At 58.8% G+C, this 21,088-nt stretch carries 13 protein-coding genes; 4 read left to right on the top strand and 9 right to left on the bottom strand.

The features are described from left to right. Window positions 1-1,169 precede the first annotated feature (1,169 nt). The 4 genes from J3U87_RS28805 (at window position 1,170) to J3U87_RS28790 (ending at window position 9,302) form a co-directional block, all read left to right on the top strand. Complete coding sequence (locus J3U87_RS28805; RefSeq protein WP_237379248.1) at window positions 1,170-1,652, top strand: hypothetical protein; 483 nt, start codon at window positions 1,170-1,172, stop codon at window positions 1,650-1,652. A gap of 674 nt (window positions 1,653-2,326) precedes the next feature. Beyond that, window positions 2,327-7,618 (top strand): RHS repeat domain-containing protein, encoded by a 5,292-nt coding sequence (locus tag J3U87_RS28800; RefSeq protein WP_237379247.1) that lies wholly within the window; start codon window positions 2,327-2,329, stop codon window positions 7,616-7,618. A 2-nt stretch (window positions 7,619-7,620) separates the two neighbouring features. Beyond that, window positions 7,621-7,872 (top strand): hypothetical protein, encoded by a 252-nt coding sequence (locus tag J3U87_RS28795; protein ID WP_237379246.1) that lies wholly within the window; start codon window positions 7,621-7,623, stop codon window positions 7,870-7,872. A gap of 443 nt (window positions 7,873-8,315) precedes the next feature. After that, the gene (locus tag J3U87_RS28790) at window positions 8,316-9,302 is read left to right on the top strand and encodes a TolB-like translocation protein (protein ID WP_237379245.1); all 987 of its coding nucleotides are present in this window, start codon (window positions 8,316-8,318) and stop codon (window positions 9,300-9,302) included. Window positions 9,303-9,347: 45 nt separating this feature from the next. Here J3U87_RS28790 and J3U87_RS28785 read toward each other — a convergent pair whose 3' ends face one another. The 9 genes from J3U87_RS28785 to J3U87_RS28745 all read right to left on the bottom strand — a co-directional run bounded on the left by J3U87_RS28785 (window position 9,348) and on the right by J3U87_RS28745 (window position 21,070). Then, window positions 9,348-11,063, bottom strand: a complete 1,716-nt coding sequence (locus J3U87_RS28785) for a cyclic peptide export ABC transporter (RefSeq protein WP_237379244.1) — start codon at window positions 11,061-11,063, stop codon at window positions 9,348-9,350. Continuing rightward, the gene (locus J3U87_RS28780) at window positions 11,063-11,890 is read right to left on the bottom strand and encodes a phytanoyl-CoA dioxygenase family protein (RefSeq protein ID WP_237379243.1); all 828 of its coding nucleotides are present in this window, start codon (window positions 11,888-11,890) and stop codon (window positions 11,063-11,065) included. The genes J3U87_RS28785 and J3U87_RS28780 overlap by 1 nt, the downstream gene beginning before the upstream one ends. 25 nt (window positions 11,891-11,915) lie before the next feature. After that, window positions 11,916-12,650, bottom strand: a complete 735-nt coding sequence (locus J3U87_RS28775; RefSeq protein WP_237379242.1) for a hypothetical protein — start codon at window positions 12,648-12,650, stop codon at window positions 11,916-11,918. Between the two features lie 121 nt (window positions 12,651-12,771). Further along, window positions 12,772-13,005, bottom strand: coding sequence for a hypothetical protein (locus tag J3U87_RS28770; protein WP_237379241.1), 234 nt, complete (start codon window positions 13,003-13,005; stop codon window positions 12,772-12,774). Between the two features lie 137 nt (window positions 13,006-13,142). Further along, the gene (gene darW, locus J3U87_RS28765) at window positions 13,143-14,507 is read right to left on the bottom strand and encodes a radical SAM/SPASM peptide maturase DarW (protein WP_237379240.1); all 1,365 of its coding nucleotides are present in this window, start codon (window positions 14,505-14,507) and stop codon (window positions 13,143-13,145) included. 488 nt (window positions 14,508-14,995) lie between these two features. Further along, the gene (locus tag J3U87_RS28760; RefSeq protein ID WP_237379239.1) at window positions 14,996-15,745 is read right to left on the bottom strand and encodes a hypothetical protein; all 750 of its coding nucleotides are present in this window, start codon (window positions 15,743-15,745) and stop codon (window positions 14,996-14,998) included. A gap of 1,386 nt (window positions 15,746-17,131) precedes the next feature. Then, the gene (locus J3U87_RS28755) at window positions 17,132-19,483 is read right to left on the bottom strand and encodes a copper-transporting P-type ATPase (RefSeq protein ID WP_237379238.1); all 2,352 of its coding nucleotides are present in this window, start codon (window positions 19,481-19,483) and stop codon (window positions 17,132-17,134) included. A gap of 253 nt (window positions 19,484-19,736) precedes the next feature. Continuing rightward, entirely contained in the window at window positions 19,737-20,165 is a 429-nt protein-coding gene (locus J3U87_RS28750; protein ID WP_237379237.1) for a heavy metal-responsive transcriptional regulator, read from the bottom strand. A 419-nt stretch (window positions 20,166-20,584) separates the two neighbouring features. Then, window positions 20,585-21,070 carry a DUF3347 domain-containing protein gene (locus J3U87_RS28745; protein ID WP_237379236.1) on the bottom strand — a complete coding sequence of 162 codons (486 nt, stop codon included), beginning with the start codon at window positions 21,068-21,070 and terminating at the stop codon, window positions 20,585-20,587. Window positions 21,071-21,088 lie beyond the last annotated feature (18 nt).

The raw sequence follows: 21,088 nt of genomic DNA, 5'->3' as shown, positions 1-21,088 counted from the left end.
GATTTGCTTCGTGCATCAGGAAACTCCAAATAGCCAATTTTTGAAAAACGACCACAAGCTGTAATAGCCTCAATCTACACGATATCAATGTTAAACTGAAGCCTCATTTCCCGCATTTAGCCAATCGAACCAGGTCTGCGCCTGGAATGTCCCTTTGATGAATGAACGGTCGCGGTAGGAATGCCCATCTCGGAGCACCCCCCCCGCGCAGATCCCAGCGTACGCTGTTAACGCACTGGGTTCCTCCCTCGGGTGGCCGCGTTGCTTGTCAACAAAGTTGTCGCATGTCGGCTGCCCTATGTGTCAGGATAGTTGTCGCCTCGGTTGGGCTAGGATTCTCAATTTGGTAAGGCAGGCCTGCCTGGATCAGCACAGAAGAAGGTCGCACCTGGACGGATGACGCCCTTAAATCCCCAGCGAGTGAAGCCACCCTGGGATGAACGGGAATCAGGTTGGTGACTTTGTTCCCTTGAACACTCTTTCTTTATGTAAACAAAAGGTAAAACTAGTCGATTTCCTGTAAAACCTGGCTGGTTTTCAACTTTCACTCTCGATGTCGCATATATGTCGCAAAATGGAATTCCCAGACTTCATTCAATCGACACAAGTATATCAAATCAAATATGTTACAAAACCACACCCTCTTGAATAGCAGCTCCACCTACAGGCCTGACGCCCCTCTCATGATCCGGGAACTTTGGACCTCACGGCTTTTGATTGGGGTCGTGGGGGAAATAATCGGCTTCGCTTTTTGGCGCAATTGATTGCTGTTGCTTGAGTCGCTTCGAGGCGTCGGCCCGGCGGGCCAACCTACAGGCTTTACGTCTCTTGCGCGAATGCGGGCTCTCCGAATCGAATCGCTTCGCGTTGTTTTTTTCCCGAAATCGAGCTGGGCTCTCGCCCCGCTTGTCCGCGACTCATTTGAAACCGAGGTGTACGTCCGCGCCTGACGGACCGAATCATCGGTGGGATTCGTGATATGGTAGTGCCGAAGTGGGCAAAGGGCTCTGGAAGTGCCCTTATCATCATGAAACGGGAGACGGTTACATGGTGGGTCGCGATTTTCGGGAAAACCACCCGGGTTCGATTGTGATCGAGTTTGTGGACGAGCCTGTTCCATCCGGCGAGAGAGGGCACCGGATGCCGGACACCGGTTCGAGGGTGGCGCGATGAACGGATACGCGTTGGCTCGTGTCCTCCACGTTCTGGGGGTTGTTTTGTGGATCGGTGGTGTGGCCATGGTGACGACGGTCATCATTCCCGCGGTGCGCCGTTTTGCTTCGGTCGAGGAGCAGGTCGCCTTTTTCGAGCGGGTCGAGTCGCGCTTTGCCATGCAGGCCCGCGTGACGACCCTGGTCACCGGCCTTTCCGGTTTCTACATGCTGTGGGTGATGGATGGCTGGAACCGTCTGCTGTCTCCGGCACACTGGTGGCTCCACGCCATGATCCTGGTCTGGTTGGTTTTCACCCTCATGCTGTTCGTGCTCGAGCCCCTGATCCTGCATCGCTGGTTCGAGGAGCGGGCCAAGCGAGACCCCGAGGGAACCATGGCCATCATCAGCCGGATGCACGTGTTCTTGTTGAGTATCAGCCTGCTTACGGTGGCGGGGGCGGTCGCCGGCAGCCACGGCTGGTTTTGGTTCGGGACCTGAGTGGGCTTGTAGGCGACCCCTGAGTCGCGCTCCAGAGCCGGCCGTGGGAGGGACGATGGCCGGGTGGTTCATCTGAGGTGGTAAGCCCCCGTGCTTGGTGCGGCACGGCAACGAAGGTGGCGACCGAAGCCATCAGCGGCACAACGCTTCTTCTGAGCTACGTCGAGGGGTCCCGGATGTATCCGCTTCGTTGGGGCCAGTGGCGTTAACTCACCAAGGATTAGGCCCACCGCCTTGCTTGCGGGGGTCCTTGGTTCGCACCGAAAAGTTCTGAGCGGAATGTCAATCGCTCTTTTTTAGGTTCAAAGACAAGGTTTGTCTTGTTGACTTGTTAGGATGGTTCAGGCGTCATGGCGTTTTTGGCAAGCCGGCCCACTGTAAATCGTTTGTAAACAAGCGATAGGAACCCTCGCCGAATGCCGCCTTTCGACATGGAGACCTGCTCGTTCGACGACAATGATTCCGCCCTAAACTTCATGCGCCCACCTGGCATTTAGGCCCTCGTCACCCAACTTTACGCGATGGCCCGTTGAACCAACCGTTGACCCATCCTGGACGGATTGACCGGAGTGCGCCCAGGTGTACCGACATCCTGCCCTTCACGTCAACGCTTTCGAAATACGGCTCTTAACTCCAGTTAGCGATTTTTTTTCTATTCTTTGGAGTTTGACATCATGTCTTCCTATCGCATTCAAAGGCGGCTCCAGGTTGGCCTTTCTCGTCGCCTGGTGTTTGTTGGCATCACTGCCTGCCTGTTTTTCATTCTGAATCCCCCCATTTCAGCCTCCGATTCTGAGAACCTTGACGACAGCGGCCGCCGCAACCCGGCCCTTACCGAACCCCAAAACGGCGTCGCCGCGCTTTCTTCCGATTCCGACCGCTTGGGCGTCCACACCTCGGCACCCTTCACCACCGTCAACGAGTTCACCGGCAAGCTCAACATCGCCCTCGACCCGATCGGGGTGCCCGGCATGTTCCTTCAGCCGCTCTACAAATCGCCGCAGGAAAAATACTGCGACGACGAGAGCGGATTTCGACTCTGCCCGATGAACGAGGCACCCTCTGGCCAGGGGTTGGGCTACGGTTGGAGCTTCAACTTCGGCTACATCCTGGCCCGCAATGCAATTTTCGACAATGGAACTGCACCTTCCTCCGCCGACTGGGAACGCGTTCGCTTTGTCGATACCGCGGGCAATGTCACGCCGTTCGGCCGGGATGGCGTCTTTCAGGCCAGCCCCGAAGACGGCGGTGCCGGCGATGCCTGCCTCCCCGACGGCTGTACACCGGTCCACGCCGACATCCACTTCATCGACAGCCAGCTCCGCCGCATCACCCGGGAACGCACCTTCGACGGCACCTCTCTGGAAGGCTTTTCCCAAAACAGCTATTTCCTGTTGGATCCGAACGGCCAGCGGACAGAGTATCAAGCAATCCACCGGGTGACCCAGTGGAACAACACCACGGCCGTGAAGTTCCTCCCGGTCGAGATTCGGTTACCCAACCAACGCACCATCAATATTTTTTATGTGGGTGGAAACGATCCCGATGGGACCCTGCCTGATTCGGGGCTCATCGATCGAGTCATCGATTCGTTTGGTCGCTCGCTGCAGTTCCACTATGCCGCCGGGAAACTGGACCGCGTGACTCTGGAATCTTCGCAGGGATCGAAACTTCTCAGATCCTTCAGATACCAGTCCATTCAAGTCGGCAATCAATCGTTCTGGGTCTTGCACAAGGTCATGACCCCGGAAGGCTACGAAACCGAGTTCACGACGGAAAACATCGGCGAGCCCTTTCCCTTCGTGACCGCCATGAAACTGCCCAGTGGCGGCACCGTTCGGTACCAATACGCCACCCAATCATTCCATCATCTGGAAGTCGACACGAGTGACTGCCGAGCGGCTCGAGACGATGGTTGCGAAGAGTACATCCTTCGTTCACGCCCCTTCGTGCGGTTGAGCCAAATGTCCTTCCGCGGGGGTCGCTACACCTTTGACTACCACCAATGGACCGCTTCCGAGGAACGGACGAATCCCCAGAACGAGGGCCGAATCGACGTCACGGTCACGGAACACAACGGCGACGACCAGTATCAGCGCATCACCAGCTACGTCAACACACCCATCTTCGAAACCTACTTCCAAACCTGGGACCAAGCCCACGTCGCGGGGCGTCCGCGCGAGCGCACCGTCACATTTGGGAATTCAAGCTACCGCGAAGCGTGGACCTATACCCCGCCGCTCAACATTGGCGGCCACGCGGGAGGTGATCCCGTTCAAGTTCATTCGCTGCGACAACACAGCCAGCTCGAGGACGGGGTTTGGTTGGACACCACCTACGAATACAGTTGGTTTGACGAGAACGGCCTGAATGGTCAGAACTTTGACCTGCACTTCCTGCAACCGACGGCGGTCGTTCGTAAGGCACGCCACGGGTCCCACATCCTGCGGAAGGACTTTGAGTACACACATCGGGTGGTCCGGGAATTCGACGAACACACCAACGTCATTGAAGATCACTATGCCATCAACCTCGTCACCGATGAGCGGGAAACCCTCCAACGAGGCGCGGTCGTGGAAACCGTGGGCCGTACCACCTACGCGTACGAAAACGCCATCTTCCCCTTCGTCACCGAGGTTCGGCGCTGGCGCGATGCGTCCGAATCCGAGCGCGACACCTTCGCCTACTACCAGAACGGTGTCAACCGCGGCCTGCTCCTGCAGGAAACCCGCGGAGACACCACATCCCCGACGAGCTATCACGACTTCGCCTTCGGCGTACCGACCCGGATCGACCACCCCGAGGGCGTCGACACCACTCGAACGGTCCATGCCGACGGCTTGGTAGCCACCGAAACGGTCGACGGGGTCACCACTACCTATCGGTACGATGGCGATGGTCGCATCGTGCTGGTTCAGCAACCGGACACCGCCGATCTGATCACCGAGTACTCGCGGCCCGGAGCTGCTGCGCCCTACATGACCAGCTACTACCGCCTCGACGCTCCAGGGAATAATCCCTCGGAGATGGCCTTTCCCATCGTGACCCGAACCAAAGCGGGCTACACCATCCCGGTGGTTTTCCGGCAATTCGACGAATGGGGTCGGGAAACGCGGGTGGGCATTCCTACGCTCGACCAGAAAACCTGGTATCGCGACACCACCTACACCCCGTTGGGGCTGATGTCGCGCAAGACGAGCGGGCTCGGGGGCCACTGGTCCTACGCGTACGACGCCTTCGGTCGGCCCACTCGCATTCATTTCACGTGGACGGAAGCGAACCGCATCCTGCAGGACACCACCTTTGACTATCGCCGAACCAGCGATGGTGGGTCGGTTTTCTCCCAAAATGTGACGGCCTACGATAGTGACGATTCGCTGGAGCGAATCCAGGAAACCGACTTTTTGGGCCGGACGACGATGGCTGGCACCAACGGCAACAAAACGTTCTTCCGATACGCCACCCATCCACGAGGGCTGGAAACCACCACGCTTCCCTATGGCGAAGCTTCGCTGGCCCGCACCACCGTGACAACCTGGCTCGGCCAGGTACGCGAAGAGACCCATCCCGAAATCAGCGAATCGGTTCGGTACGAATACAACAGCCGAGGTCTCCTGGAGAAACGATACCAGGGCAACGTCACCAATCCTACCGAAGCCACCAGGTACGTCTACGACGGCCTGGGTCGGGTGGTCCAGCGATACGGCCGCCGTCAAAGCGAGACGAGTGAATCATTGCTCTCGGCCTTCACCTACGACGCCCGCAACCGCTTGACCGAGGCGGTCCAGTATGCCGACAACGGGCTTCCGGTGACCTACACCTACAAATCGTTTGACGATGCCAACCGACTGAAAGGCATGAGGATCACGCTGCCCCAACTGGACGGCGCCAACCTGGGCAATTTCGATGCGCCGTTTGAAGCGCTTCCTGGCTCACGAACCTACGAACTCGACATCGAATACGACGAAATTGGTCGCGAGCGCTGGTTCCAGCATCCCAACGGCGCCTTCGAATCCTACACCTACGACTATTTCAGTGCACCACGGGGCGTTTTCTACGGATTTGGGCCCAATCATCCCGAGGGACCGGCCTTCGAGCACCTCATCGATCACGCGCAGTACAACCCGTACAATGGTCAGTTGTTGGCGGCGCTCTGGGACCAAGGTGAATGTCAGTCAGGCAACTGTGCACCAGCGCTTGCCCGAATGGCCGAGCCGGTTACCGACGAAGAACGCAGAAGGCCGCCGTTACCCGGAGACGAGCTGATCGATAGGGAGCCGATCGAGGCGGCGGCGGAAGAAGCACGGGATTCGAGCCTGTCCCTGTTCAATTATTGGTGGCCGGACAGCATGGGCCGATCGGCTTCCTGCCAGCTTCGCGGCAGCATGGGCTATCTGTATCAGCGGCAATTCACCAAGTACAACGAGTGGGGCTACATCGCGTCCTACACGCGAAACGACCGGCTTTTTCCCTCGGCGACAGGAATGCGCCACGAGTACACCGATCGGGGGCAGTTGCAATCGTTTGCCGTTGGGAATGAAGCCATTTCCTACCAATACGATACGGTGGGCAATCTGACCAGCCGCTCGTCGATGAGTTTTCACACCGGAACCGCGACGCTTGCGGTGACCGGGCATTCGGCCCTGTACAGCCAAGGAAACCGATTCCACCGGGACGGTGGATACGACTACGAACCGCAAGGCCGATTGGCCAACACTCCGATCCACCAAGTTCGCTACAACCGCGGCGGCCAGGTCTCGCAGATCCTGGCGAACCGTCGTATCGAAGACAGAGAACGCTTGGGATCCGGGGCTCAGCTCTTCCTATACGACGCGTTCGGGGAGCGTGTCGCGGCCATTCGCGAAGATGCGGGAACCGTGACCTATTCCATCCGCCATGCGGGCCGCATCATCACCGAAGAGGACTTTGCGACGGATTCGGTCGGAGACCTGAAGGAGCGTCGTCAGTACATCACGTTGCAGGGCAAAGCCATTTACGTCGAAAAAGAACGTTTCGATGATGGACAGCTTGAGGCCAAGGAGAAGATCCACTTTTTCCGCGATCGTATGGGAAACCCAGTCGTGACCTGGGACGGGGAAACCGACGAGTTCACGACCGCTGCCTACGAGCCCTACGGCCAGCCGCTCATCGAGGAGGCCCGCCACAAGGGAGCCCACGGTTTCACCGGGCACGACGAAGACCCGAGCGGTTTGATATACATGAAAGCACGGTATTACGACCCGGTGGCTGGTTGTTTCACCCAACCCGATTCGGGCCGGGATTTCAATCCGTACCTGCCAAACACCTATAACCTTTACAGCTACACGTATCAAAACCCGGCAAACGCTATCGACCCAGACGGAAAGGTCGTCGAGACGCTCTGGGACATCGCCAATATCGGGATGGGTGTCGCCTCCTTTGTCGATAACGTCCGGGAGGGCAACTGGGGTTCCGCTGCGTTTGATGCAGGTGGCGTTGCGGTGGACATCCTGGCTGCGGCCGTTCCAGTTGTTCCTGGTGGCGCAGGTGCGACCATCAAGGCCATGAGATATGGCGATGATGCGGTTGCATTGGCATCCACCTTGGCAACGAAGAGCGATGAGGTCGTGGATGGCGTGACAACGCTGGCGACCAAAAGTGATGATGTGGCAAAATTGGGCGGTGAACTCTACGAAATAGGGGATGGGGTCCGCCGGTCCAAAGCGGCTCAACTCAACGGCCACGAGACCATTAATGCAAATATCCTTAAAGATAATGTAGTAGTCGCGAATAAAGATATATCGATTAACAACCTGAGATCTCCCCATAAAGATTCCATCGATATGAGCACTCAAGAAATGAGAGATCGATTCAAATCGGTAATGGATGCGACAAGAAAAGGTGAAATAAAAACACCAATCGAGGTCACTCCTGGCGGAAATGGTCCAAAAATATCAGAAATTCAGTTCACCATCGGAGGTAGGTAATAATGATTTCAGGCGAAAAGCACCAAAAAGCACTGATCGCCCTCCATAAGATCCTTGTAACCCTGAGGTGGCTCGTAGGACAAGGTGACAAAGAAAAGGAGTACTTGTATAAACTCCTTGATTGGACGGAGTATCTACCCCTTTTGATCGCTGACCCTGAAGATAAAACAGAACGTTTTCACCAGGCACTAAGAGATCTAGCAGAAAACTTTCCAGAATGTAAAAGAGCTCTCGCCGTTTTCGAAGAGGACTGATCATACAGTTCAAAACCAATCCGATGCACATTAAAAGGGCTGACAATAACTGCGAACAGCCAGGCGCCTTCACGAATTTGTAGAGCCTGGCTCGCGCTTTTCCGTACCTGTCAGACACGTACAACTTTTATGGCTGAATCAGCCTCCTTTTGGGTGCGCATCTGGCTCTACTCAACCTACTGTGTTTCCGGCGATACTGGAACGGTTCGGCACACCAATACTTGTGGCCCTCAACTTCGAACCCTGAGGCCATTGTTTGCCTCCGCCATTTGAGCGCCCTGGTTGGTTCTTTACCAACCCGATGTGGCGTGCTACACCGGATTGAGGACTTTTGGTGTTCTGCGGGTCGATGCTCAGCACCTTCTTCCGGTTTTCCCCGTACACTCGAATCGAAACGCCAATGTTTACGGAATCATCTTAATCGGTATCTTAAAGGAAGTTACATGAGAGTCACCGTCGTTCTAATGATGACCTGTGTCGTGTGGATGCTCCCTTGCCGGGCTTTTCAAACGGGCGAGCCGACAGAACCGATCGGTCCCTTCATGGGCCTTGTGGGGGCGAGTCAGCCCAAGCTGCTGTTTCCCGATCGGATTTCCACCTCTTTGGGCGAGTACAACGGCACCTTCTCGCCCGACGGCAAGGCGTTCTATTACACCGTCAGCTTGCCGAGTTATGACGCCATCACCGTGACACGCATGTTGGCCGACGGCCGTTGGAGCCAGCCGGAGATCGCGCCTTTTTCGGGGAAGCACCCGGACTTCGACCCCCTGTTCGCACCTGACGGAAAACGGTTGTACTTCAGTTCTCGCCGGCCCGTCCATGCCGCCGACAAAGGTGGAAAGAGCGGCATTTGGGTGATGGAGAAACAGGCCGGCGGATGGAGCGAACCCAAGCATCTCCCCTTCACGAAGCATTCTGATTTTTACAGTTCGTTGGCCGAAAACGGCACCATCTATTTCAACACCTGGGATGAGAAACGAAGGACTGACGACCTGTTTTCGGCGAAACCGGGGCCCAACGGTTTCACGATCGAAAACCTGGGAGACCTGATCAACAGCCCCGCGTTGGATGCGGATCCCTTCGTGGCACCCGATGAGAGCTACATCATCTTTCGTTCCTATCGCGAGGGGGGTTTGGGTAGCGCGGACCTCTACATCAGTTTCAAGAAGGGGAACGTTTGGCAGAAACCCATCAACCTTGGCGCGCCAATCAATTCGGAGGCCAAGGAAATATGCCCGCTGGTCACCCCGGACGGCAAGCTCTTCATCTTTGCAAGTAACCGTTTCCAAACGTCTTATTACGATACCCCCGTGAAGAACTTGCGGGACGTGGCGCGAAAGTTCGGCAGCGTGGACAACGGTCAACTGAATGTGTACTACATGGATACTCGGTTCATCGAATCCTTGAAGCGCGAGCACGGCATCCAGTGAATCCTTTGCGAGGAGCTCGTGCGTGTACCTCCGCTCTCGGGCAACTCAAAGCTTGGTGTAGATCCGGTAGGCGCGCGGGCCGACCGGCTCGATCCGGTCGCGGCGTGGATGCGGCAACTCCCGCAGCACCACCGTGTGTCCCGTTCCCCACGGCCGGGTTTCCAGGCGGATCAGGCGATCCGCGACGTCGAAGTAATGCTCGTCGTGCGTGATTACCACCACCGTCTTGCCGCGCGACTTGAGCTGGGGCAGGATGCTGCGGTAGAAGAGCTGCCTGAAAACGGGGTCCTGGTCGGCCGCCCACTCGTCGAAGAGGTAGATCGGCCGATCCTCCAGGAAGCTGGTCAGCAACGCCAGTCGCTTGCGCTGCCCGCTCGATAGGTCGACCGTCGAAAAACGCTGGTTCTCGATCGTGACCTTGTGGTGCAAGTCGAGCTGGGCGAGGAATTCTCGGATCAGGTCCTCGTTCTTCGCAAGCTTCAGCCCCTGCAACTGCTCGAACAGGAAGAAATCGGCGTGGATCGCCGAGAAGAGCTGCCGGAAGGCGTCGCGCTTCTCCGCCGTCACCACCGCGCCGTCCCAAATGATCTCGCCTTCGTCCGGCGCGTAGAGCCCCAGCAACAGCTTGGCGAAGGTGGTCTTGCCCGTCCCGTTTCCGCCGATGACGAAGGTCAGTTCCCCCGGTCGAAGCGAGAAGTCGATCGGACCCAGGCGAAAGGGCGGATCGTCGCCGGAGGGCGGGTAGGTGAAGGTCAGGTCCGCATATCGCACACTGTGCCAGCTCGGTGCGAATCGGGACGGCTCACTCAGTGGCTCGCTCGGCGCTTCGTCGAGGCGGATGCCCAGACCCTCGACCCGTGCGAAGGAAATCGAGGCCTGAGCCAGGTCCGGCAGAACCAGGGTGATGCCGTCGAGCGGGTACAGCAGGTAGAGCAGGACCAGGGTGTACCCGGTGACCAGTTCGCTGGTGGGTGCGGCGCCCCAGGTGGGTAACAGGAACACCGCGAACCCGATCGCCAGGAAATAGAGGAGCTGGCTCAAGGTACCGCCGGTCACGAACAGCGCGATCCCCGTCACGGTGTGACGTCGATAGGAGGAGGCGGAAAAGCCCAGGAGCTCCTCGGTGAAGTTTCGTCGACGGGCGCGATGTTGTTTGAGCTCCTTGGCGCCCTCCGCCACGGCGTGGAAGTGTTTGAGCAGGAAATCGTTCTCGGCTCTCGAACGGTCCAGGTAGCTACTGCCCGCCTGCCCCAAGATCCGGTAGAGCAGCGCACCGCCGGCCAGCGCCATACAGACACCGATACCCGCGAAGAGATCGAGGTACATCAGGTAGGCCAGGCAGGACACGAAGATGCTCAGGTGCATCAGCAGGACGGGGAGTGCCGCCGTCGCATTGCTGATGCGAAAGACGTCGGTGGTCAGGGTGGCCAGGAGCTTGCCGGCGCCCATCTCCTCCAGATGGCGCAGCGGTAGTGCCAGGATCCGGCGACAGAGCGACATTCGTAACTCGAAGATGGCGCGTTCGCCGATGGCGACCATCAACACCTGGGCGCCGATTCGGGCCAGAGGGAACAGGGCCAACAATCCCAGAAACTGCCAGCGGGGATCGATGCCCTCGTCGGTGGGGCCGGCGAGGCCACGGTTGATGACCATCAACAGGCCGGTGTGGATCAGGCCGGAAAGGATACCGGCCGCGAAGGCGAGGAACATCGGTCGAGGTGCAAACGACAAAAGATAACGAATCAAGCGGCGTGCTGCCATCAGGGCCGCCTCCGGTACATGATGGGAAACAGGGATTCTGGCAAGAGATCTCCGGGCGCCAAATCGGCTCGGGTCAAGGCCTGGTCGATGGTGCAGTGCGGGTTCGGCTGCCAGGTGGTGTCGGCGCCCAGCCAGCGGGTGGTGTAGGCGATGCGTGGACGGCTGCCGTGCAAGGGGGCGGCGCCGTGGATGGTGTAGGGATGGAAAATGACCGCGTCGCCGGCCCGAACCGTCCAGGTGCGGACCGCCACGTCGCCGGCGCGGATCATCGCATCGAAGTCGGGGATGAAGCGGTAACCGGGCGCCAGGGCCCGGTCTTCGCGAGTCGGCGGCAGGAAGCGGGCTTCGCGACGCAGGTGACTGGCCGTGATGGTGCGCAACGGGGCCTGGTCCGGATCGATGTCGTGGAGCGGGATCCAGACGGTGGGCATATGGGCCCCCGCAAAGGGAAAGGACGCGACCCCGTGGTGCCAAGGGGTGCCGTTCGCGTCGCCGGTGGCCTCCTTGTAGTGCATCTCGTCACGCCACAGATGCAGCGCGTCGGCACCGATCACCTCGGCCACGACCTCGGCCAGGTGAATGGTTTCCAAGAAGGTTCGAAACAACGCGAAATCTCGGAACAGGGCTTCCAAATACACGCAGCCGTTGCGGCGGACGAACATGACGTTGTCCGAAAGGGGCCGGGTCATGGGATTTCTCGCGATCATCTCTTCGAGAAACGCGGCCAGCCGGCGAGTCCAACCGCGACCGGCGACGCCCTCGACGAGGGTCGCGCCTTCCTGTTCGTATTGCGCTCGGTGGGTGGCGGAAACGGGAATCGTAAGCATGGTGTGACCCTTTGGCAAGCGAGGCTCAGAGCGCGGACACGGCGACCGGTTCCGGTTCCCGGGTGGCGAAGTAGGAGGCGATCAAGGCCATTTCCTGCCAGGACATGCGCGAATACTCGGCCAGGTACCCGTCCAGGAGGATCGCGCGAGATGGATCCTCCGCCAACAGCTCGTTGACGTAGCGTGCGGTATAGACCACGTGGCGGATCTCGTCGCCCATCACCTGGTGGAGCACCGCCTCCAGCCGATGGCGGTAGGGCTTGTCGACGCCGGTGATCAGTTCGAGATATTGGTGCAATAAATAATAGTTGCGGATCTCGGCCGTATGGCTGGCGAAGAGAAAACTCACCAGTGCGCCGTCGAAGGCCGCCAATTCGTTCTCGACGGTCTCGCGGTGATCGTCGAAATCGTCGGTCATCGTCGTGGCCGCCACTTCTTTATATATGGTCTTGAACATGCGGCCATGACGGTATTCGTCCGCAGCGTGCGCCAGTAGGTCTTCCTGGAGCTGGCCGTCGGCGTGCTCCGTGGCGATGGCCTCGATGAAGCGCGCCCCCAGGGTCTCGTGTTCGGAATGGCGTTTCAGGCGGAAGGCGAGGGCGCGGTTATCGGCGAACATCGCTTCGTTCATGGCGCGCATGACCTTGGAATTGGTCACGAAATTTCGTTCCTGCAGGCCGGTAACCCTGGCCGCATAGATCGGGTGGAGGCCGATCTCTTGTTGTTCGAGCAGTTCGAGCATGGAATGGGGAAGGTTCATGATGGGCTCCCTGGCTGATGTACCGGGCAGGCTTCGGCCGAAGTGATGGCCACCGAAAGCGGCCTGCCCCAAAAAAGCGGGCGGCCACCCGCCCGCTTTCGAGGAAAGAGGAAAGAAGCGATTAGAAAGGCCAGCTCCAACGCCACTTGCCGTGGTTGTCGTTGCGGTCGTGGATACGTGCCAACGCGTCGGCATCGAGGGTCAGGCTGCCGTCGTCGGCGGCCAGGGCTTCCATTTGATGGGCGCGCTTGGTGACGTTTCCGGAGACCACGCCGTTGGCGTTCATGAAACCGGCGAGCTTGTCGGCTACATTGACGACGTCGGCAGATGGAGTGGCGTAGGTTTGCAGATTCATGGGAATCCTCCTCTTTGAGTGGGGTCGAAATGCCCCCGCCCCGATCGAAGACACGACGGAACGCGGCGACGAGATCCGTCGCAGGGTCCCTCTCCGCCGCATCGATATCCGGGCGAGGGTAAACGGGGCTGGATTCGCTAGGCCATGGCGGCGTCGCGAATGTGTCGAACCAGCGGCTTCAGGCCACAACAATCGGGGTCGTGGTCGGGCACGTGGCGCCGGTTGACGAGGCGGTCGTGGGGACAACCGCCCTGGCAAATTTGGAAAAAGTCACATGTCTTCATGCGCGACAGGCTCGAGGCCCGTTCGCGATTGGCGTTCTTGATGTAGGCCGTCTGGCGCATGACGTCGGCAATCGATTGACGCATGACGTTGCCGAAGATCGAGCCCTCGTCGCCGATGAACTTGTCGCAGGGCGCCATGTCGCCGTTGGCTTCGATGGTCAGGGTCGAGACCATGCAGTTGCCCGCCCAATAGCAATTGTTCGGCTTGGCTCCGTCGCTGAGCGCCGGGATCAAGTCGGCGAACGTCGTGATGAACATCTCGTCGCGATACTTGCGCCACCACACGTCGAACGCCTCGCGGAGGAAGTCGACGTATTCGTCGAAGCAGATGAAGCCGTCCTCTCTCGAAGCCGTTGCGCCCTTGTGGTTTTCGGGCACGATGTTGAGGAAATCGAGATTCTTCAGGCCGATTTCGTGAAAGTATGTCAACAGGCGCTCGGCCCCGATGTCCTGGAGGAAGCGGTCCACCACGACCAGTGCACCGTGGGGAATGCCGGCCGTCCGCAAACGGCGAATGCCCTCGACCACCAAGGGAGAACTGGGCTTGCCGTCCTTGTCCACCCGACGCCGGTCGTGCACCTCCGGCGGTCCATCGATACTGATCCCGACGCCGATATTGAGGGTGGACAGGAATTCGATCCACTCGTCGGTCAAATGGGTGGCGTTCGTTTGCAGGGAGATGCGAATGACCTGGCCGGGGCGCCGGAACTGCTGTTGCACCCAAATCAACTTTTTGAAGAACTTCGGTTTCAGCAAAGTGATCTCGCCACCGTGCCAGACGATTTCCACATGCTGAAGGCCGCGCATCGAGAGAACCTCGCGAATGGCGCGAACCAGAACGGGGAAGGACATGACCTGATTGTGTCCTTCCGCCCAGGAACGGCAGTAGGTACAGCGCAAATTACACAAACGGGTCGCTTTGAGAACCATGACGAATTTTGCGCTGGGCGATCTCTTTTCGGGTACCTCGCGCGCCATTTCCGCGGCGAATACCCGCCGTTCATGGGCGTTGAGGATCTCTTCTTCGGGGATGTTCCCGATGAATTCCTCGGCCGACTGGTGCTTCATACCAGCCGCCAGGACAGTGAGCGCCCGTTGTTCTTCAGGACTGAGCGTCGCCTTGAAGGCTTCGAAATCGAGGGCCAGTTCCGGCGGGATCCCAAACGTACCCACACCGGTACGTGAATCCAGGCCGGCGAGGGGCATGGAAGAATTCATGATGCATGTCCTGATGTAGGGTCGAAGACAAAAGTCAGTAGCCCTGTGGGGATGTCAGGAAGCGTGAGAGGAGAGCTTGTAGAAAAATTAAATCGTGCTCTTGGCTAAGTGTAGGCTTCGGTCTGACGTAGGTTTGATGTGCAGATCAATAAGTTGATACACCATAACTTTACTGTATAGGTTAATTCAAGTGATAAAAATTACAATGAACAGTGAGTAATTACGAATTTATAGAATCTGGTTGATTTATATGTGGAATTGAAAAACAATTGCGTATGTGTTTTGTTTTTATGAGTTGAAAAACAGGGTGCTCCGCGGAGGATTGGACGTAATCGAACGATCTATGTAGTGGGGGATGGCGGAAGGGCCGAGTCGAGTTTGCACAATGGATCCGGTTTTGTCGCAAGGCGTTATCTCAAACCACCGTTCGATTGAATAGCTTTCTCGCGTGCTTGCGAACACGCGCGGGCGGCACCTGGTCGAGCCATTCAGGGGCTCGTGCGGAGCGGACCCTTGACCAGTGGTGGGCTTTGGGGGTCGGATTCCGGTGTCGGCCTTCCGGTGGGCCACAGCCAAAACCCGAGCAGCAGGCATTGCACGATACGGGAGGGACCGAACAGGTAGCAGTTCCAGAGTTTGACGGCGGGTGCGAGGGCATGGAAGCCCGCAGACCGAATGGCGAGTGCGGAAAGGGTCATGGCACCGATGAGAAGCCAGATACAGGCGAGCGGGCGCGCCGGGTCGTCCCCCGACCAAAAGGCGAATCCCCACGAGAGGGAGCCGACGGCGAAACTGGAACTCAGCACGAACAGCAGGAATTCACTTTGAATGGGAAATGGACTGGGAGGCGTGAGGCCGATGTTCTCGCCGGCGACCATCGCGGCGGCTCGATGAGCGGGGCTGCAGAGCGCGCCGAGTGTTTGCTGGAGAAAGGTCTGCTGGCTGACTTCGGTCACGCCCCAGATGGCGATGTAGATCAGGCCGAGCGCGGTGGCTGCCGGAGCGACGCGATGTCGGAGGATTCCCGCTGCGAACACGGCCAACGACACCAGAACGGCATGGGCCGCGAGAAACCCCTTATCGATGGTGGAGGGGAGGGCGGCGGATCCCGACGGCGTGATCAAATAGGAAAGAAGCGTCAGTGCGGCGAACAGGGAGCAGGCGGCGCCGAAGTGACGCATGGATAGTCTTTTCGGGTTCGTGGGGGCCCTTTTGATTTCGGGGAACCGGTCGCTCATGGTGGGAGACGCCTCCAAATCCGCGTGTTGCGCGAGTCGATGGCGGGGAAGTCATTACTTCTCCCGTGCGCATCGAAGCCTGTCATCCGGGAACACGCAAAACGATTTGGAAAACCGTCAGGAAATATCGATCAACTCTTTGGAGGTCGGTGAGGTGGAGGGAGGTTCTTCGTAGATTAGGAGTTATTCATGTATAAGTTGTTTTTTACCACGGAGTTCGCAGAGGGTGCGGAGCTGGGATGGCTGAGGAGACAGGGTCTCCCAGAGCAGAGAAGAAGGGCCAGGGTGGATTCCCCCAGGCCCTCGGAGGAACGGAAGGATGAACGGTTTTAGTACCTGATGGTCTTTTCTTGGACCTGATCACCAATTTGCCTTGGATGAGGCTAAGGCTCTCCCCTCTAAGCTGTCCATTTACACGAGTTAGCGTAATTAAGCATAATTGAACAGGTTATGATGAAAAATATTTTGCCTACTTGCGTCCTGAGATTGCTGGCGTTCGAGATCTGAGGATGGTTTTCCAAATTCGTGTCAATCTGTGTGATCCGTGGACGGACTTTTTTGGCCGAAAAGTGTGCCAATTACTCCGTTCCCTATGTGACCTCTTATGTAACAAACTCTGTAAAGCTCGAAGATAAAGATAAAAACCTAAAAAGGCGGATGTGCAGGGAGTTCGTCGAAAAATGTCGGCCCGGCGGGCCAACTTACTGCAACGACGCCCCTCTCACAAATGCGGGAACTCCCAAACGATTCGCTTCGATTAGTTACCCACCTGAAACCCGGGCCCCCGGCCTGGGCGGCGACTCTCTTGAAACACAATGGTACCTTTAACCAGAGCTGGGTTTTGCCGTCGTCACATCTTGATCAGGAAGGCAGGAATGATCGAATCCAGGAAAAGCAGGACCATAATATGTCACCAATGCCGATCCTTTCCTGGTTTCCAATCTTCATGAATTCCTGCTTAATTTTAGGGATGAATGAGCCATGGCCCTTCGCCAGAAACCAGGTAGGGTGTTTCTTTCTCGAAATCGAGCGGGTATGCCCGCTGGTGCGGGGCTCTTATGTAACAAACTCTGTAAAGCTCGAAGATAAAGATAAAAACCTTAAAAGGCCGATGTGCGGGGAGTTCGTAGAAAAATGTCGGCCCGGCGCCCTTGGCGGGTACGGCCGGTATGGCCCGACACCTACTGCCACGACGCCCCTCTCACAATTGCGGGAACTCCAAGCAATTCGCTTCGATTAGTTATCCACCTGAAACCCGGTGGCCGGTGTGCCGGTGGTTCGGCATACCGACCACCGGCAATCCGTGGTCCGGCATTCCGGCCCCCGGCCTGGGCGGCGACTTTGTGGTAAAAACCCGCAGTCACCACCGGCCGGGATGGCCACCATCTAGAGCTTGACGCTGCGCAGCCGCAAGGCATTGCCGATGACCGAGACGGAGCTGAGGCTCATCGCCGCGGCGGCCAGCATGGGGTTGAGCAGCCAACCGGTGAACGGGAAGAACAGGCCCGCGGCGATCGGGATCCCCAAGCTGTTGTAGGCGAAGGCGAAAAATAGGTTTTGGCGGATGTTGCGCATGGTTTCGCGGCTGAGTCGGCGGGCGCGAGCGATGGCCCGCAGGTCACCTTCGATCAACGTGATGCCCGCGCTTTCCATGGCGACGTCGGTTCCTTTGCCCATGGCGATGCCGACCTCGGCACGGGCCAAGGCGGGTGCGTCGTTGATGCCGTCGCCGGCCATGGCCACCACGCGACCGCGAGCCTGGTAGTCAGCGACGATCTCGGCCTTGTGCTGGGGCAGTAATTCGGCATGGACCTCGTCCACGCCCAGCTTGGCCGCCACGGCCGTCGCGGTCGTCTCGCTGTCCCCCGTCACCATCACCAGCCGGATGCCTTCCTTCCGCAGGGCCGCCAGGGCGTTGGCGCTGGACTCCTTGATCGGGTCGGCCACGCCCAGGAGCCCCGCCGCACGTCCGTCGACCGCAACCAGAAGAATCGTCTGGCCCTGTTGGCGCAGCGCTTCGGCCTCGGCTTTCAGATCCTCGTGAACGATGCCGCGCTCCTCGAGGAACCGCGACGTTCCGATCAGGACCGACCGTCGGTCGACCGAACCCGACACCCCCTTGCCGGTCACGGATTCGAAATCTGTGGGCTCCACCATCCGAAGATCCCGCTCGCGGGCGGCGTTGACCACGGCCTGGGCGAGCGGGTGCTCGCTGGCGCGTTCCACACTCGCCGCCAGCCCCAACAACGTCTCCTCCGAAAAGCCGTTTCGCTTTGCAATGGAAACCAAGCGAGGCTTGCCCTCGGTGAGCGTCCCGGTCTTGTCGAGGAGCAGCGTATCCACTTTTTCCAGGGTTTCGATGGCTTCGGCGTTCTTGACGAGGATGCCGTTGCGGGCGCCGCGGCCGGTGCTGACCATGATCGAAATGGGCGTGGCCAGGCCCAGGGCGCAGGGGCAGGCGATGATCAAAACCGCCACCGCGTTCACCAACCCGTAATTCATGCCGGAAACGGGGGCGAGCCAGGCCCAGAGGCCGAAGGTCAACAATGCGATGGCGATGACGGCCGGCACGAAGTAGCCCGAGACACTGTCCGCAAGCCGTTGGATCGGCGCACGACTGCGTTGGGCTTCGGCGACCATGTGAATGATCTGCGAGAGTAGCGTTGCCGCACCCACCTTTTCGGCCTTCATCACCAATCCGCCAGTCTGGTTGACGGTGCCGCCGATGACCCGATCGCCAGTCACCTTGGCCCGTGGAATCGATTCACCGGTGATCATCGATTCGTCCACCGCGGAGGTGCCCTCCAGGACGATGCCGTCGACCGGGACCTTTTCACCGGGTCGCACCCGCAAGCGATCGCCGGGGAGGACGCGATCCAGCGGGACGTCCTCTTCGGATCCATCTCCCTTGAACCTTCGCGCCTGCTGCGGCGCCAAATTCAACAGGGCCTCGAGGGCGCTGTTGGTTTGGTTGCGTGCCCGGATCTCCAAGATCTGGCCCAGCAGGACCAGCACGGTGATGACGGCGGCCGCCTCGAAATAGAGACCCACTCGGCCCTCGGCATTGCGAAGGGATGCGGGAAACAGGTCGGGAAAGCCCAGCGCGACGATGCTGTACAAAAAGGCCACCCCCACCCCGGTGGACACGAGGGTGAACATGTTGAGATGGCGATGGACGAGCGAAGCCCAGCCGCGCTGGAAAAATAGGGATCCGGACCACAACACCACCGGCGTGGTGAGCAACAACTGCAGCCAGCCCGCCACCTGGTTGGGAATCAACTTCGCCAGCGGTTGGCCTGGCAGCATTTCTCCCATGGCCAGCAGGAACACCGGCAAAGTGAACGCGAGGCCGATCCAAAATCGCCGATACAGCTCGCGCTCCTCCGAAGCTTCCGCAACTTCCGCGATGGGCATCGTCGGTTCGAGCGGCATGCCGCACTTCGGGCAGTCACCGGGATGGTCCTGGAAGATTTCGGGGTGGCAGGGGCAGGTGTACCCCGGCTTTTTGCGTTCGACCGGTCTGACCGGCTCCAAGGCCATCCCACAGGTGGGGCAGGCGCCCGGACCCATTTGGCGAATCTCCGGGTGCATGGGGCAGGTGAACTCACCGTGGGCCGCCTCGGGTGTCGGGTGGGGAGACGGCGCATGTTTGGACCGCTGGCTGCAGCAGCTTTTCGGTGCTCCGTCCTTTCGCTGATCGAGCCGGTCTTTCGAAACTTCGGTAAGTTGAATCGACATGGGGTGTGCCTCCCGGTCATGGTCGTGATATCCGCTTCGGTTCTTTCGCCTCGGGGACGAGAACCCGGGCGGTTGAAAACGTGCGCCTCCGAAGAAATGCACGGAGCGCGGTTCAGGGCGTTTCGCCTCGCTGGCGGTCGGCCCGACAAGCAACGGTTCCCGTGATTCGATGGCCTTTCACAAAGGAGCAAGGTGTTGATTTTAGAGAGGATGATGGCTCGGGAACCAAGATGGGCCATCTTGCCGGCCGTCGTCACGTTTCCACGTGTTCGGGATCCACCGAATTGGCGAACGCTTCCAGGATGGGGCAGGTACTGGCCGAACCCTGGCCCTCACAAGAGCCCAACAGCGTTTCCAGCGACTCCTGAATCCGTTCGAGCGCTTCGATTTTCCGGCGAACGACGGCCATTTTTTCCTCGATGTGCCGGCGCACATCGGCGCGGGTTGCGTGATCGTCGGTTCTGAGGAACAGCAGATCCTTGATTTCTCGCAGGGCGAACCCCAAGTTTTGGGCGCTCTTGATGAAGGTGATGCGCTCGACCGCATTCCGGTGGTACAGGCGGTAACCCGCATCCGTCCGCTCGTCGGGGATCAACAGCTCCTGGCTCTCGTAGAAACGAATGGTTTCGATACTGATATCTGCCTGTGCGGCCAGCCGACCGATGGTCATCAGTTTTGCCATGAATTCCCCCCTTGCCTCGTTCGATGCGGCGTCTTGGGATCGTTTCGATGTTCGCTTGTGCGTGGCGGATTGGAACCAGCGAACGATAGCCGATGCGACATCCGTCTCCGGCGTCGTGCGTCTTTGGTTCGCCTCTGACTTCAAGGTAAACCCTGAAGTAAGGTGCAGGGTCAAGCGTTCTTTCGAAAAAAATTGCGATTCGGCATCCTCGCCGAGCGGAACCGGTGATCGGGTGAAAGGCCGAGTGCCCGATTGGCCGTTTTGGGGGGAAGTCGGGAGGGTATCGCCTCTTGCCAGAGGATACCGTTTCACCTTTGGGGGCGGCCGAATCGGGCTGACTACGATGTCGACCCGATTCGGAGGGGCCCGGACGTGCCGGACCTGGACCCTTGGTGTTGGTGGCCCGAATGGGCGAGAGGCTACTTGGTGGCCACGGGGAACCCGCAACGCAGCATCGAGGCGCCGTAGTAGGGATTGGCGGCGGCTTTCTCTTTTTGCAGCCAGTTGGCTCCCTTGTTGTTGAAGGCCATGGGACAGCGGTATTCTTGGAAACCCTTTGGATGGGTCACCTTGGCGAGGGCGATCATGGCGTTGGAGATGTGTTCGAACTGAACGCGCAGCGCCCCGATGTCCTTGGTTTTGGCGCTGGCGGCGAGGGCGGCGCCGAGTGCCTTGGACTGTTCGTTCCAGGTTTTCTTGACCGAAGGGGAGAAATTGTCGTCGCGTACCACGGCCACCGCCTTTTCCAGCAAGGCCACACCCGCTTTGGCATCCTCGAATTTATCCGCGGCCAGAGAGGTTTGGACCTGGTGGTATTTTTCGAACAGGGGCTCCAGTGGTCCGCCGGCCAGGGCTTGGGCGCCCAGCATCAGCAGTGTCGACAAGAAAAGTGTTTTGAATGTCATGATTCCATCCTCGATTGT

Source organism: Sulfidibacter corallicola (genome assembly GCF_017498545.1).
Lineage (GTDB): Bacteria > Acidobacteriota > Holophagae > Acanthopleuribacterales > Acanthopleuribacteraceae > Sulfidibacter > Sulfidibacter corallicola.
Note: the sequence above shows the minus strand (reverse complement) of the source record. Positions and strands in the feature narration are given on the sequence as shown.